The organism is Faecalibacter rhinopitheci (genome assembly GCF_015234135.1).
Lineage (GTDB): Bacteria > Bacteroidota > Bacteroidia > Flavobacteriales > Weeksellaceae > Empedobacter > Empedobacter rhinopitheci.
Window position 1 is genome coordinate 1 of record NZ_JADGIK010000013.1, and the last position, 15,239, is coordinate 15,239.

Below are 15,239 nucleotides of genomic sequence, written 5' to 3' on the forward strand. Positions count from 1 at the left end.
AAATGGGGATATCCTAAGACAAATTCATCTATAGAAAAAGATTCTACGAAATGGGGATATCCTAAGACAAATTCATCTATAGAAAAAGATTCTACGAAATGGGGATATCCTAAGGCAAATTCATCTATAGAAAAAGATTCTACGAAATGGGGGTATCCTATATCAACTTTATCTATAGATAATGACACCATTAATTAAAAGTCAAACCATTATGAAAAAAATTACCTCAAGTTTAATATTAACATTTTTAACAACATGTTTAATGGGGCAGAGTATTATTGAAGGAAAATTCCAAGACTCAAAAAATGCCCCATTACAATTTGTCGATATCGAAATATTAACAAAAGATTCCGTTTTTGTACAAAATGCAATCACAAATAATAATGGATATTTTAATATTTCTATTCCAGAAAAAGGAGAATATATTTTTCTTGCTGAACAATTTGGAAATATAATTTTTTCAAAAAATTTAGAATTAACAAACAATATCAATTTAGGTTTAATCAACATCACATCAAATGAAATTGATTTAAAAGAAGTTGTAATTAATTCTAAAAAACCACTCATTGAACAAAAAATTGACCGAATGGTCTTTAATGTTTCTAATTCAATTTCTGCTTCTAATGGAGATGGTTTAAGTGCTATCAAAGCAACCCCAGGAATTATTGTTTCAAATGAAGGTATTAAAGTTATTGGTAAAGGTAGTATAGGAGTTTTAATAAATGATCGATATCAAAAAATGTCTGGAGATGATTTGTTAAATTATTTAAAAAGTATCCCTGCATCTAATATCAAAAGTATTGAAGTAATAACAAGTCCTCCTGCAAAATATGATGCTGAAGGAGATAGTGGATTAATAAATATTGTTTTAAAAGAATCTATCCAAAATCAATGGAATAATACTATTAGATCTTCTTATACACAAGGTAAGTATGCTTCATATTCTATTGGGAATATCTTTACATATAATAAAAATAAATTAAATTTTCAATTTGGTTTTGATACAGAACAAGGTTATGTCGGTAAAAAGGATAATACAGATATTCAATATTCTGATGTAAGATGGAAAGATGAGCTAGTAACAAAAAAACAGGAGAAATCTTATAACATTGATTTAAAGTCTACATATACATTAAGTAAATCATCAAACATTGGAGCTCAATATAAATTCGGTTATGCTAATCCTAATTCACCAGACAAGACAAATTCTATCATCACAGATTATAATCAAGCTATTATCTCAACCATTCATACAAATGGAACAGAATATAAAAATAATCGTTTCCATAGTATGGGTCTTTTTTTGGACACAAAACTTGACACTATTGGAAGAAAAATATCTATTAATTTAGATTATTATACCAATGATAATGATAAAAATAGACCTTTTTCGACTAATCAATTTAATGGAAACACAAGTGATATAACTAATTCTTTGAATGCATTAACTAATAGTAATCAAAAAATTAATATTTATACAGCAAATATAGATTTTGATCATCCTTTATCTTGGGGCAATCTATCTTATGGCGCTAAATTTTCATACGTTAATAATAAGTCTTATAGTGATTATTATGATATAGATAATCAATTACATGACCTATCAAAAAGTGATTCTTTTGATTACAAAGAAAATATAAATGCTTTGTACGTAAGTTTTAGAAAGCCTTGGTCAGAAAAATGGACTTCTCAAATCGGATTAAGACTTGAAAATACTAATACAAAAGGTTCTTCGGAAAGTATTAGTAATATCAATAAGAAAGAGTATACTAAATTATTTCCGACGTTCTATACAATGTATAAACCAAACAAAAAGAACAGTTTAATCTTATCTTATAGTAAAAGAATCAGTCGTCCAGCATATTGGGAATTAAATCCATTTAGATGGTATATCGATTCGTATTCATACGTTGAAGGAAATCCTTTTTTACAACCATCATTTACAAATAATATTGATTTTAAATACAATTATAAAAATAAGTTGATTACAACAATCTCTTATTCACATAAAAATGATGGATCAGCTCAAATTCAATTATTAGATGATCAAACAAAGAATAGGATTTATACAAGAGATAATTTTTATAAACAACAGACACTTACAATATCAGAAACATTTGTATTGAGTAACAAATTTTGGACATCTTACAATACATTAACTGGTTTGTATTCTAATTCTGAATATAAATATTTTCTACCTACTGTTTATGAGATACAAAATGGGTGGTCGTTGATATTTAATTCAAACAATTCATTCAAAATCAGTAAGTCTTTTAATGGAGAATTGAACTTCTCTTATCAATCTGCAATGAAATATTTGATGTATTACATTAAACCTCAATTCAATGTAGGAGCAGGTTTTAGTTATAATTTATTAAATGATAATCTACAAATAACAGCTAACATTTTTGATATTTTTAAAAAATCAGCTTCAGATATTTATCTACAAACAGGTGAAATTAAATCAAAAGTTCGAACGTATCAAGATAACCAAAATATCAGAATTGGTTTGAGATATAATTTTGGAAATAAGAAGATTAAGACTATCCAAACTAAAACAGGAAACAAGGAGGAACTAGAAAGATTATAATTATGAAAAATAAGCTAATAAATGTAGATGAACTAGAATTTATAGAGTCTAATAAACAACAATATATATTAGGAGGTTATATAACTCCAAATATAGAACCTTTAGAAGAGGTCTTACGAACAATATATTATCCAGATAATACCATTTAATCATGTCAAAACAAGAAAACAAATTTGCGGAAATCGTGAAAGCTTTAGAGGTTGTAGAAACTGCTAAATCAGGTGAATTAAAAGGTGGATTTCAAGCCTTAGATCAAGAAGCCCTTGATGGGGATATTACTATTAATATCTACCAATGTGGTAAAAAGTAAATATTAACCAAAAACAATTAAAATCATGTCAAAACAAGAAAACAAATTTGCGGAAATCGTAAAAGCTTTAGAGGTTGTAGAAACTACTAAATCAGGTGAATTAAAAGGTGGATTTCAAGCCTTAGATCAAGAAGCCCTTGATGGGGATATTACTATTAATATCTACCAATGTGGTAAAAAGTAAATATTAACCAAAAACAATTAAAATCATGTCAAAACAAGAAAACAAATTTGCGGAAATTGTAAAAGCTTTAGAGGTTGTAGAAACTGCTAAATCAGGTGAATTAAAAGGTGGATTTCAAGCCTTAAATCAAGAAGCCCTTGATGGGGATATTACTATTAATATCTACCAATGTGGTAAAAAGTAAATATTAACCAAAAACAATTAAAATCATGTCAAAACAAGAGAACAAATTTGCAGAAATCGTGAAAGATTTAGAAGTTGTAGAAACTGCTAAATCAGGTGAATTAAAAGGTGGATTTCAAGCCTTAGAGAAAGAAGATGCTAATGATGGCATTATCATCAATGTTTATCAATGTTCTACAAGATAAATATTAATCAAAATCATGTCAAAACAAGAGAACAAATTCACGGAAATCGTGAAAGCTTCAGAAGTTATAGAAACTACTAAATCGGGTGAATTAAAAGGTGGATTTCAAATAATAGGAGAGGATCCTATTGAAGATGATGATATTATTCCAAGAATTAACATCTTCGGATGCGATTTTAAGCCTTAGATCAAGAGGACGTATAGTATCATATTAGATGATAATTTTCATCTATGAGGTAAAATAAATTAACTCTTTATTTCTTTTTATAATGAAAAGAAAAAGGTAAGAATATTTTAGAAGGATCCTTACCTATTAACATTGTATAGTAGGGAGTAAAATCCCTACTATTTTAAAACAAAACAAAAATATGAAAAATAGTCAATTTAATAGTTTTTTTCCTTATCAAAATAAAATGATTGGATATAACTCTTTCTCTAATAAATTTTTAGTATTAGAACCTATGTTATTTGATTTATTAGATTCAGGAATTAAACATGATTCAATCGACGAATTGAAAGATATACATAAAGATTTCTATGATCATTTAGTTATTAATGAATTTATAATAGATAACAATGAAGATGAAGTTTTGAAAGTTAAGAAACTTAGAGAAAAAATTGACTTTAATGATGAATCTTATACAATGGTTGTAAATCCTACAATGAATTGTAATTTCAAATGTTGGTATTGTTATGAGTCTCATATAAAGGGTTCTAAAATGAACAATGAAGTATTAGATAAAGTAGAAAAACACGTTAGAAATATAATAAAAACTCAACCAAATTTAAAGTTTTTTAATCTATCGTTTTTTGGAGGAGAACCTCTTTTAAATTATAAAGATGTTGTTAAACCTATGATGAATAAAATTTCGGAAATATGTTTAGATAATAATATTCAGTTTGGCTGTGGATTTACTACAAATGGATTATTATTAAATGAAGATATGATTAAGGAAATGAATAATATAACACATCCTATCTATCAAATAACACTTGATGGAGATGAAAAAAGACATAATGAAGTAAGATTTATAAATAAAAAAAGAGGATCATTCATAGAGATTGTTAATAATATTCTTTTATTGATTAAAAATGAATGTAGAGTAACTATTAGAATAAATGTTTCAGAAGAAACATTAGAAAATGTTAAGGGTATAACTAAATATTTCAAATTTTTATCAGATAAAGAAAAACAATTTATGAATTTTTCATTTCATAGAGTCTGGCAAGAAGAAAAAATAAATGTAGATGATAAATTAAGAGATATTGTAGGTTATTTTAGGAGTATTGGTCTAGATACACATAATGAAGGTGTATTACTTGATGCTGTTAAGAATAGTTGTTATGCAGATAAAAAATATCAAAGTACAATAAATTATAATGGAGACGTTTTCAAATGTACAGCAAGAGATTTTAAAAAAGAAAATAGAGAAGGCGAATTACTTGAAGATGGGTCTATTTTATGGAACGAAACATTTAATGAAAGAATGGATATTAAATTTAAAAATAAACCATGTCTTTCATGCAAAATACTTCCTTTATGTAATGGAGGGTGTTCACAACATGCTTTAGAAAATAAAGGAACTGATTATTGTGTACATAATTTTGATGAAGATGAAAAATTAAAATTAATAAAGGACAAGTTTTTTTACCATTTACAAAAAAATTAAATTTTGAAAAAAATTAAATTTATCCATCAATTAGATCAAATGGATTGTGGTCCATCTTGTCTATCAATGATTTCCTCATTTTATGGAAGAAAAATTGATTTATCGTATTTAAGAAGTATTTGTTCAATAACAAGAGAAGGTGTATCAATCAAAGGTATTTCAACTGCAGCAAATAAAATTGGTTTTGATACAATTTGTGCTAAAATATCAATTGAAAACTTATATAAAAACTCTGATTTTTTTCCTTCTATTTTATATTGGAATAAAAATCATTTTGTTATTCTAATTGATATAAAATATAATAAAAATAAAAATTCGTATTCTTTTAAAATAGCAGACCCGTCATTTGGTATCTCTACTCTAAAAGAAGAGGAGTTTATTAAAAATTTTATTCATACAGATAATAAAGGAATAGTTTTATTATTAAGCCCTAATAAAGATTTTACTAATGTTAATGTTTATAAAACTAAACTAGATTTTTCTTATATAAAGAATATTTTAGTAAAAAATAAAATAGGATTAACATATATATTTATATTGTTAATAATAGGTAGTATTATGTCTGTAATATTCCCTTTTTTAACACAAACTCTTATCGATGATGGGGTAAATAAAAAAAATTATAATATTGTATATCTTGTTTTAATTTCTCAATTATTTATGTTTATTGGGTCCATATTTATTGAAGCAATAAGAAATTGGATAACTCTGAATATTGGTAATAAAATAAGCCTAGAGTTTATTTCTAATTTTTTAAAAAAATTAATCGAAGTCCCTGTTAATTTTTTTGATTCAAAAATGACTGGTGATTTTAATCAGAGAATACTAGATAATGATAGAATAGAAAATTTTCTAACATCTCATAGTATGATAACAATATTTTACCTAATAACTTTTATAGGTTTTTTTCTTGTTTTAGGCTTTTATAATATTAATATATTAGGTATTTATATCTTATTAACGACTATATCTATTTTTTGGAGTATCTATTGGCAAAAGAAACGTGAAATAATTGATTATAATCTATTTAATAGTAAAAGTGAAAATCAAGAATCTATATTTGAAATATTAAATGGTATACATGAAATAAAAATCAATCAGTTTGAAGATAGAAAAAGATTTGAATGGGAAAGAGTTCGATTAAAAATGTTTAAGATAAATCAAGAGTCTTTAAAAGTTAACTTAATTCAAAATTCTGGTTTTAATTTTCTAAATCAATTAAAAAATATTTTAGTCACATTCATGTGTGCTATTTTAGTAATGAGAGGTCAATTAACATTAGGAGCTATGTTAAGTATTTCTTATATAATAGGACAGATGAACTCTCCTATAAATCAAATTATTAGTTTTATAAAAGTATATCAAGAAGCGGGCTTGAGTTTTAATAGACTAAATGAAATAAATTTACAAAAATCTGAAGAAGATGGTGTATTCAAGGAATTAGATTTTAGAACTGATAATTTTATAAAAATTGAAAATCTCTCTTTTAAATATTCTGATATTGATGAATATAATGTACTCGATAATATCAGTTTCAATATTCCAAAAGGAAAAACAACTGCTATAGTAGGATCAAGTGGAAGTGGAAAAACAACTTTATTAAAAATATTACTCAAATTTTATTCACCTACTGATGGTCAAATTTTTTTAGGCAATAACAATATTTCAGATACTTCACCAAAAGAACTTAGGAAATTATGCGGTGTAGTTTTACAGGATGGGTATATTTTTTCAGATTCTATTGAGAAAAATATTGCAAATGGTAATGATGATATTGATTATACGCGTATGGAAGAAGCTTTACGTATAGCTAATATTTATGATTTTGTTAATAGTCTACCTTTAAAATTAAAAACAAAAATCGGTAATACAGGTATTGGACTTTCAGGAGGTCAAAAACAAAGAATTTTCATAGCTAGAGCCGTATATAAGAATCCAGAACTTATCTTATTTGATGAAGCTACTTCTGCTTTAGATTCTGAAAATGAAAAAATTGTATATAATAATTTAGAAAATTTTTTTCAAGGAAGAACCGTTGTTGTAATAGCTCATAGATTAAGTACAGTGAGAAATGCTGATCAAATCATAGTTTTAGAAAAGGGTAAAATAAAAGAGGTTGGAACTCATGATGAATTAGTTGATTATAAATCATCATATTATAACCTAGTTAAGAATCAGCTTGAACTAGCTTAATTCTTTTCTATATTTATTAATTTGACTTTTGCGTCTATTTTTTTAGACGCATTTTTTTTAGTTAATAATCAATTAAATATGATATTTTACTGATTCAATAATACACAAAAATGAGTTTAAAAATTTTATATATCTTTTCGATGTATTCAAAATTACTATTTAGGCTAATGTTGATATAAGTTTTAAATCTATTTTTTAGAAATATACCTTTTAAACGACTGACTATCTTTTGGATTTTTATCCATCCACTCATTAATGACAGCAGTATTATTTAATAATTTATCAAATTCATTTTTAGGAACAATTGTATCTCCTTCAGAATAAATCTCATTAAATAGATCTTCTCTTACTTCTTTTTTAGTCTTCAACCCTTGATTAAAAAAGTAAATAAACGAGGCTAATAAGAGCATCGTAAAGAAAAAGAAATAAGGAATTGTTCTATCTTTTTTACTTACTTTATTTTCATATTCTTTTAATCTTTCTAACTCATTTTTGGTATAAGAATCTAAAGATATTTGAGGAATTTCAACACACTTAAATTCATTTAAAACAGTAGATTGTTTGTCTATGATTCGTTCACCATTCTCAATAAATTGTTTTTGAATCGAATAAAAAACATTGATTTTTTGATCAATCTCATTCGATAATTGTTGAAGTCTATTTGCTTCATTCGTTAAGGCTTCTAAAATCTCCGCTGGACTTTTAGGTTTATTATTCTCATTCATAGGTTAGATGGTTATGATTATCTTCTTAAATAATTTTTAGGCCGTTGTACGACTTCTTGTTGCTTTATCTGTACTTCAGATTTTTGTTCTAAATAATTCTGTACAGATATTGCTTTTAATTTCTTAAAATCGTTATGCCCTCTAGAAAGTTCACTAAACTTTACGCCAATATTTAAAGGTTTTTTATTATTCTCTTTCCTTTTTTTATTTTCTTCAGCTTCTACAAATTGAAAAATTTTAAGACCTTTTAAATCACTATTTTGATCAAATTGAAGGTTTAAACCATAGCCTTTTTCTTGCAATTGATCTTCCAATTCACCTAAAGAATTACTTTCTTTCAAAGCCTCTTTTAAAGCATCACCATACAATTTTACTTTCTGAAGATTCTTTTCTCTGGTCAAATCTTGAACACTCAACCAACCTCTATCTTTAGCTAATTCATTGGCTAAATTGCTGGTCTGAATTCCTATAAATCGTTGATTCACTTTATTAATTCCATTAAAATCAATCCGATTAATAATTAAATGCAAATGAGACGTATTGGTGTCTTGATGTAAATAAGCAATATACTGATTATCAGATAATTGTTTTTTATTCAAAAAGTCATGCACTAATTTTTCCCAATCTTCTAATTTCCAATCTAATGTATTTTCTGAAAGGGGAGATAATACCACATTATAAAATGGCTTTGAAACTCTATGATTAAGATCTGCAATAGTCATCAATTCTTTGTAAATAGCTTCTGGAGTATCCCCTACTAAACCATAACGGCTAATTTCAGTTGCATATTCATTCTCTCTTCCCTTTTCTTCTCTAGAAGCATAAGCAATAGCTTTTACACTCCCTTTAGTTGTTCTTCCTATTCCTATCATCTAAATATTTATTCATTTTATCAACGACTTTGATAACTTCTAAATTTAAGAGTGGATCTTTAAATTTGATGTAATTACTAATACGAGTAAAGTGGGTTCTAAATTGCTGCAATTCTTGGTCTTTACTTACTGAATTTTTAGATAAAATTGGAGTAGAATTCAGCAATACATTTCTACAATATTGACTTTGAGATTGTCCAGAATCTTCAACCTTTTTTTTGAAAATTTCAAACTCTTCTTCCGATACACGAATGTAAATGGATTTAGATTTTTTATCGGATGAATTCTTTTTGGGCCTTCCACCTAATTTTCCATATTCTCTTCGATCGGCTTTTAATTGTTCTTGTTGAATATATTTCTCCCAATTAATTTCTTCTTCCATAATAGTAAATTTAAAATAAATGATTCCCATTTTAGAATAAAATGATCCATCGTGAGATGGAAACCTTTTGTGACCGATTCAGGGAACAAAACAAGATTACTTTTGGCTAAAAAAAGCCCAAGAATGAAATGATTGGATGCTTTTTGTATTGCTAAAGGTACATCTTGCACTAAATATTAACCTAAATATACATCAATTTCTCTAATTATTATCAAACAAGAAAAAATTTGACGATACATTCATTAAATTTTAGTTAAAAATCATTCTAGATATTAATAAATAATAGAAGATAAAAAAGCAATCCGCAGGAGAAACAAAAATTTAAGAAGATAAAACAAAGCGTTTTAAGAGCTTTAAATCGACTTAATAGTTGAATTGACACAATTACTTATTCAACCAAAAATAATCCATCAGAACACATAAAAACCATTAATATAATAAAAATCGCGCGCCCCCTGGTGCGACCTGCGGTCTTCTGAATCCTTTTTTTTTGTTTTTGTTTTTCCTCTCCAATGGATTCAGAGGGATGTAAACGAGCTGTCAACTTTCGATTTTTCATAGAAAAATTTATCCTTAAATGACTAAAGAATCTATGTTTTTGTATTTAAATATACATAGCTTATTATACATTACTTATCGACTTTCGACAAAAAATAACTATATTACTTATATACAATAATTTACAAGGTTATTAAAATTAACAACTAGGAGTTTTTGAATACTTAACTAGGAGTTTTTGAATACTTATATACAAGTGAAATAGGAGTTTTTGAATACTTATTAGGAGTTTGGTTTTGAAACTCCTTTTTGATATATTTGTATTCATCAACTCCTAATTAAAACTATAATGAGTATAACCATCAAGAATAAAGAAGTTTTACAATCTTATATTCTTACTACCGCTAAGTATGACTTCAGTGTTTATGAAAAAAGAATTTTATATCGAATTATAGAACTTAACCAAAATCTAATTGAAGGTAAGAAATTAAATGACAGATACCAGGTTAATTCTACTCTATTCAAATCAAAAGAATACGTTATGCCTATTTCTGCATTCTTAACAATTGAAGATAGTAAAACCGATAAAAATCATTCAAGAATTAAAAAGGCTTTGAAAGGGCTACAACAAAAAATAATTGAATATGAAGATGAAAATGTTTATCGTAGTGCTGGTATCATTTTTAATGTTGAGATAAATAAAACAAGAGCAGATAACGTTACATTTTATGTGGCAGATTTCATTTATCAAACTTTAATGGATTTTTCTAAAGGCTATCGAAAATATGAATTAAAAGTAGCAATGCAATTTGAAAGTATCTATGCAATGAGATTTTATGAATTGTTTTCAGCACAAAAAACACCAATAAATTATTCAATAGAAAAATTGAAAGAGATGTTTGGTATTACAGATAAGTATAAAGAAAATAAAGATTTTATAAAATATGTTATTATCTCTGCAAAAAAAGAACTTGATAAATGTTCTCCATATACTTTCAATTATGAAACAATAAAAACAGGTCGTAAAATTACATCAATACATTTCGTTCCAATTTACCAACCACAATTTGAAGATGAAGATATCAAGAAACAAAACTTGAATAAAAAAATGTCAAATCGTTGGTTTATTCCAAAAAATATTGAAGACTATTTAATTCATAATTTTCAATTCACCGAACGAGAACTTAATAACAATTTAAATTTATTTGAATCAGTTTATAAATACTTTTCAGAAGAGGAAACTTTAGATTTCTTAGCAGAAATTAGAGAACCCTCTTCTTATGCAGACAATAGAAAGGGTTTTATTATAGGTGCTTTAAAGAAAAAAGTAGAGAAGAAATTTGAAGAAATCTATCTTAAATAGTATATACGTATTTAAATAAATACATTTATACGTATATACAAATACACAAATATAAACATTTTTGCTTATATTTGTGTATGCTTTCAATTTCAGAAAAATATAAAGGAATTCATCCAGGTATTGTACTAGATCGTGAATTAAAAAAACGAGCTATAAAACAACGTCCTTTTGCATTAAGTATTGGTGAACATCCTCAATCTTTTAATGCAATCATAAAAGGAAAAAGAAGTTTACCTATATCTCTAGCTTTGAAAATTGAAGATAAGCTAAATATAAATGAAGGAGATCTAGTTTTGCTTCAGACATATTTTGATATAAAAAAAGAGAAAGAAAAATTACAAAAATCTACACCAAATATTTCTTTAATTAGAAGAATATTATTTTGGGATACAGATTTTGATAAGCTAGATTGGGTTAAAAATTATAGAGCAATTATCAAGCGGATATTTGAAAGAGGAAATAATGAAGAAAAGAAAGAAATAATTCGTTTTTATGGAAATGAAAAAATTTCTGAAGCTTTAGATTCTGCCTCTACATTACCTATTAATTTACATCTAGAATCATAATATATGAAATCTCTATTTTATAATACAGTTAATCCAACTCTTAAATCAAGTTTAGAAACTCTAATGAGTTCTGATATCTTTAAAGATTTTAGGTTAGTTGGTGGTACTTCGCTAAGCTTACAATTAGGTCATAGAATTTCAATAGATATCGATTTGTTCTCAGATATTGAATATGGTTCTTTAGATTTTAAGGTAATTGAAGATTATCTTTCTACAAAATTCAATTATATTGATTTTAACTCAGATTTTATTCCTGCTTTTGGAAAATCTTATACTATTGGAAATAATAAAGAGGATTCTGTAAAACTTGATGTATTTTATACAGATACATTTATTACAAATGAAATTGTAGTTAACAATATTAGAATGGCTTCAATTGAAGAAATTATTGCAATGAAAATTGATGTGATTCAAAGAGGCGGTCGAAAAAAAGATTTTTGGGATTTACATGAATTACTAGATAAATATGATATTTCGGATATGATTAGTTTACATGAAAAACGTTATCCATATAGTCATGATTCAGAATTAATCTATCATAATTTAACAGATTTCTCAATAGCTGATGACGAGTTTGATCCAATTTGTTTGAGAGGAAAATATTGGGAATTTATAAAAGATGACTTTGAAGAATTAATTCAAAAAAAATAAATACGTATAAATGTATATACATTTATACGTATTTATTTTTTAATTATTTTAAGTATTCTTTTAAAGCCTTTTCTATAATTTCTTTCATATTAGAATCTTCTTCAATTGCTCTCTTTTTTAAGTCTTTTAATAAATCCTTATTTAACCAAAGCATATAACTTTTTTCATTTTCTCTTTTACTTTCCTTTACCTGAACCACCTTTTGTTTAGGTGAATTAGATTTTTGAATATTTTTTAATTTTTCAAAAGCATTTTCCATTACAACATATTTAAAATTTCTTTAGACAATTTTTCAATTTCATTTTTTGCTTGAGAATCATTAGTTCCCATAACTCCACCATTCAAAAAAGAACTACCATAAGAAATTCTGTCATGAATAGATGATAATATAGGTAATTCATATTTTTCTAATTGTTCAATAGCTTGTTCCTTTATCTTCACATTAGGTTTAAGCATATTTAAAACAATCGCAGCTTTCAAGTTTTCATTTCTTTTTTGTGCATTCTTTATTAATTCAATCGTAGTAGAAATTGCCATAATATCAGGAACCCCAACTTTTGTTGGAACTAAAACAAAATCAGATTCTTCAAATATTGGTTGAATTGTATCAATAATATAAGGAGGACTATCAATAAAAACTACATCGTATTCCGAGTTTCTAAGTTTCTTCATATTATCAAAATTTATAATATCAAAGTCTTCTACTAGTTCTTGAAGATTCATAATTGTACCTTGAGGATCTACATCAGTCAAGGCTGTTTTAACATCATTACTAAATCTGTATGATAGGTTCAAAGCTAAAGTGCTTTTACCTACACCTCCCTTTTGATGGGCAATTGTTATAATTTTACTCATAAATACGTATATACGTTAATATATATATACGAATATACGTATTTATATTACATATCAAATATTTATTGTAATTTTGACTCATTAAAATAATAATTACGTCAGCGTAAGCTATCAGAATTTGGTTACTGAAAACTGAGAATCTTCTAAAAACCCAACATTCTTGATAGACTTACGCCTGCTCCATATATTGGTGCGGGCTAAGTCTTTATGGGTTTTGGGTATCTCAGTACCTCAGTAACGGATTGATTCTAGTTTCGCACCAACTTTTAAGTATATGGAAAATCAAATAAAAGTCAGCCCTTACCATCAAAAGAAGGTTATCTCATCAATCTTCAATTTATTATTCTTTGATCATTATAAATCTCCTACTTTTCAAGTAGTAGATGAAATTGAAGTAGCTTCTCTATGTGATAATTTTAGAAAGATTGTAGAACAAGATGAAATTCAAAATTCTATTGAATATTTTATAAATCAAGTTCAACATAAACTTCCTGATAGTATACAACATCAATTATTCCTAATGATGATTTCAAGACCTACTCATTTTATTGAATTAGGATTCTTTTTTGAATTTGAAACTAGCATAGATAAAGTAAATGATGAAAGTTTGAAAATGATAGAATCCTTTCTTCCTAATCGTCCAATTCATCCATTGGTAAAGAAGTTTATAGGAGAAATCGTAAATACTGAAAATGGGTATTCAATATATGATAGAAAATTTATAGAAAAAGATATTTATAATGATCTTTTAAAAAAGCAAATTAAGCAATATCGAGATTCATTGAATATTCACTTATCTTAGATGAACTAAATAAGAATAGGTTTTATCTGTCCAGATTGAATAAACACAAAACAACGCATTTAGAGGGTTCTAAATGCGTTGTTTTGTGTAAAGGTATTTATTCAAAACGGCACTGCTTGAAATTGAGATATTTAAGCTGTTTAAGTTTTGTCTATAATAATGTTTATGTTAAGTTGTATTGGCGAACATTGTTATTTGTAGTTTATAATATCGCTTTTAAAATGCAAAATATAATTAGAAAGCTTTCGTTAAATTCGATATATAAACGCTATCTTCAATTTTATGAAAAAAACAATACTAATTTTATCTCTTGTGACTTTAACTAGTTGTCAAACTCAAAATATTAGCAAAGAAGATAAATCTAAAGTAATTAATAAGCTTGAAGATCTAATGACAGTTGACCAAAAATACGCAGGGATTCCATCTAACGAATTAATCGAAAAATATGGGAATGAAAAGGCATGGGAAATTTTCAAAAATAAAAGAGATAGTATAGCTACTGTAAATCAATTAATTGTTAAAAAAATATTTAATAAATATGGATTTATTGGTGAAAATAATTTTAATAAAAGCGCATCTAATAATTTTTGGTTAATTGTTCAGCATGCTGATAATGATATAAAACTTCAAAAGAAAGTTTTGAAAGTAATGTATAAAGAAACCAAAAATAATAATGCTAGTAAAATAAATTATGCAATGTTAGAAGATAGAGTTAATGTTAATAATGGAAAAAAACAAAAATTTGGTTCTCAAGTTACATACAATAAAATTGGGCAAGCTATTCCTGTTAATGGACTTATTGACAGTTTAAATATTGAAAAAATAAGAGCTGAATTTGGTTTGCCGAGTTTTAAAAAATATTATAATGAAATGACTAAAATGCATTTCGAAATGAATAAAGATATTTATATATCTAGAGGTATAACTGAACCTAAATTCTATAAATAAAACTGTATATAATATATAAAAAATCCATACTTAATCAAGTATGGATTTTTTGTTCTATAATAATACTTATGTTAAGTAATAAATACGCATTTTATATAACCTACGCTTATCCTAATTTAAATATGTAAAATACGTATATCCTAATTTTTACGTTATACCTCTAAAAAAAGGATTTAATCTAATTTATTAAAAAGAAAACTAATAGTTATATTGAATCTATAATAATGTTAGCGGTCAATTTAGGACGACCCTCAAATGAAAGA

The 15,239-nt window shown here is 25.9% G+C and carries 20 protein-coding genes; 15 read left to right on the forward strand and 5 right to left on the reverse strand.

Annotated elements, in window-relative coordinates; genetic code table 11:
• From IM532_RS12720 to IM532_RS12765, 10 genes are all read left to right on the forward strand, one after another.
• The coding region (locus IM532_RS12720) for a hypothetical protein (RefSeq protein WP_194183876.1) at nt 1-198 on the forward strand (198 nt) is incomplete at its 5' end.
• A 13-nt stretch (nt 199-211) separates the two neighbouring features.
• Nucleotides 212-2,590, forward strand: coding sequence for a TonB-dependent receptor domain-containing protein (locus tag IM532_RS12725; protein ID WP_194183877.1), 2,379 nt, complete (start codon nt 212-214; stop codon nt 2,588-2,590).
• 2 nt (nt 2,591-2,592) lie between these two features.
• Nucleotides 2,593-2,739, forward strand: coding sequence for a hypothetical protein (locus IM532_RS12730; RefSeq protein WP_194183878.1), 147 nt, complete (start codon nt 2,593-2,595; stop codon nt 2,737-2,739).
• Between the two features lie 2 nt (nt 2,740-2,741).
• Nucleotides 2,742-2,900 carry a hypothetical protein gene (locus IM532_RS12735; protein ID WP_194183879.1) on the forward strand — a complete coding sequence of 53 codons (159 nt, stop codon included), beginning with the start codon at nt 2,742-2,744 and terminating at the stop codon, nt 2,898-2,900.
• A 25-nt stretch (nt 2,901-2,925) separates the two neighbouring features.
• Nucleotides 2,926-3,084, forward strand: a complete 159-nt coding sequence (locus tag IM532_RS12740; protein ID WP_194183880.1) for a hypothetical protein — start codon at nt 2,926-2,928, stop codon at nt 3,082-3,084.
• 25 nt (nt 3,085-3,109) lie between these two features.
• Nucleotides 3,110-3,268 (forward strand): hypothetical protein, encoded by a 159-nt coding sequence (locus tag IM532_RS12745; protein WP_194183881.1) that lies wholly within the window; start codon nt 3,110-3,112, stop codon nt 3,266-3,268.
• Nucleotides 3,269-3,293: 25 nt separating this feature from the next.
• Nucleotides 3,294-3,452 carry a hypothetical protein gene (locus IM532_RS12750; RefSeq protein WP_194183882.1) on the forward strand — a complete coding sequence of 53 codons (159 nt, stop codon included), beginning with the start codon at nt 3,294-3,296 and terminating at the stop codon, nt 3,450-3,452.
• 15 nt (nt 3,453-3,467) lie between these two features.
• Nucleotides 3,468-3,638, forward strand: a complete 171-nt coding sequence (locus IM532_RS12755) for a hypothetical protein (RefSeq protein ID WP_194183883.1) — start codon at nt 3,468-3,470, stop codon at nt 3,636-3,638.
• A gap of 181 nt (nt 3,639-3,819) precedes the next feature.
• Complete coding sequence (locus IM532_RS12760) at nt 3,820-5,121, forward strand: radical SAM/SPASM domain-containing protein (RefSeq protein ID WP_194183884.1); 1,302 nt, start codon at nt 3,820-3,822, stop codon at nt 5,119-5,121.
• 3 nt (nt 5,122-5,124) lie between these two features.
• Nucleotides 5,125-7,314: a peptidase domain-containing ABC transporter gene (locus IM532_RS12765; RefSeq protein WP_228063732.1), complete on the forward strand. Its 2,190-nt coding sequence runs from the start codon at nt 5,125-5,127 to the stop codon at nt 7,312-7,314.
• A 188-nt stretch (nt 7,315-7,502) separates the two neighbouring features.
• Here the strand turns inward: IM532_RS12765 and IM532_RS12770 are convergent, their stop codons facing one another.
• Genes IM532_RS12770 through IM532_RS12780 form a run of 3 tightly spaced genes read right to left on the reverse strand, consistent with a single transcriptional unit; the run spans nt 7,503 to nt 9,293 of the window.
• Nucleotides 7,503-8,039 (reverse strand): hypothetical protein, encoded by a 537-nt coding sequence (locus IM532_RS12770; RefSeq protein WP_194183885.1) that lies wholly within the window; start codon nt 8,037-8,039, stop codon nt 7,503-7,505.
• Between the two features lie 17 nt (nt 8,040-8,056).
• The gene (locus IM532_RS12775; protein WP_194183886.1) at nt 8,057-8,911 is read right to left on the reverse strand and encodes a relaxase/mobilization nuclease domain-containing protein; all 855 of its coding nucleotides are present in this window, start codon (nt 8,909-8,911) and stop codon (nt 8,057-8,059) included.
• Nucleotides 8,886-9,293: a plasmid mobilization protein gene (locus tag IM532_RS12780; RefSeq protein ID WP_194183887.1), complete on the reverse strand. Its 408-nt coding sequence runs from the start codon at nt 9,291-9,293 to the stop codon at nt 8,886-8,888. The genes IM532_RS12775 and IM532_RS12780 overlap by 26 nt, the downstream gene beginning before the upstream one ends.
• Before the next feature lie 847 nt (nt 9,294-10,140).
• On the opposite strand from IM532_RS12780, the gene IM532_RS12785 reads away from it, so the two are divergent.
• The 3 genes from IM532_RS12785 (at nt 10,141) to IM532_RS12795 (ending at nt 12,371) form a co-directional block, all read left to right on the forward strand.
• Entirely contained in the window at nt 10,141-11,154 is a 1,014-nt protein-coding gene (locus IM532_RS12785; protein ID WP_194183888.1) for a replication initiation protein, read from the forward strand.
• 77 nt (nt 11,155-11,231) lie between these two features.
• A complete protein-coding gene (locus tag IM532_RS12790; RefSeq protein ID WP_194183889.1) occupies nt 11,232-11,720 on the forward strand; it encodes a helix-turn-helix transcriptional regulator in 489 nt (162 codons plus the stop codon).
• Between the two features lie 3 nt (nt 11,721-11,723).
• Complete coding sequence (locus IM532_RS12795; RefSeq protein ID WP_194183890.1) at nt 11,724-12,371, forward strand: nucleotidyl transferase AbiEii/AbiGii toxin family protein; 648 nt, start codon at nt 11,724-11,726, stop codon at nt 12,369-12,371.
• 43 nt (nt 12,372-12,414) lie between these two features.
• Here IM532_RS12795 and IM532_RS12800 read toward each other — a convergent pair whose 3' ends face one another.
• Together IM532_RS12800 and IM532_RS12805 are read right to left on the reverse strand one after the other, a co-directional pair.
• Entirely contained in the window at nt 12,415-12,630 is a 216-nt protein-coding gene (locus IM532_RS12800; protein WP_194183891.1) for a ribbon-helix-helix protein, CopG family, read from the reverse strand.
• Nucleotides 12,630-13,226, reverse strand: coding sequence for a ParA family protein (locus tag IM532_RS12805; protein WP_194183892.1), 597 nt, complete (start codon nt 13,224-13,226; stop codon nt 12,630-12,632). The genes IM532_RS12800 and IM532_RS12805 overlap by 1 nt, the downstream gene beginning before the upstream one ends.
• A gap of 274 nt (nt 13,227-13,500) precedes the next feature.
• Between IM532_RS12805 and IM532_RS12810 the strand changes: the two genes are divergently transcribed.
• Nucleotides 13,501-14,028, forward strand: a complete 528-nt coding sequence (locus IM532_RS12810) for a hypothetical protein (protein WP_194183893.1) — start codon at nt 13,501-13,503, stop codon at nt 14,026-14,028.
• Nucleotides 14,029-14,310: 282 nt separating this feature from the next.
• Nucleotides 14,311-14,976, forward strand: a complete 666-nt coding sequence (locus tag IM532_RS12815; protein ID WP_194183894.1) for a DUF6624 domain-containing protein — start codon at nt 14,311-14,313, stop codon at nt 14,974-14,976.
• Nucleotides 14,977-15,239 lie beyond the last annotated feature (263 nt).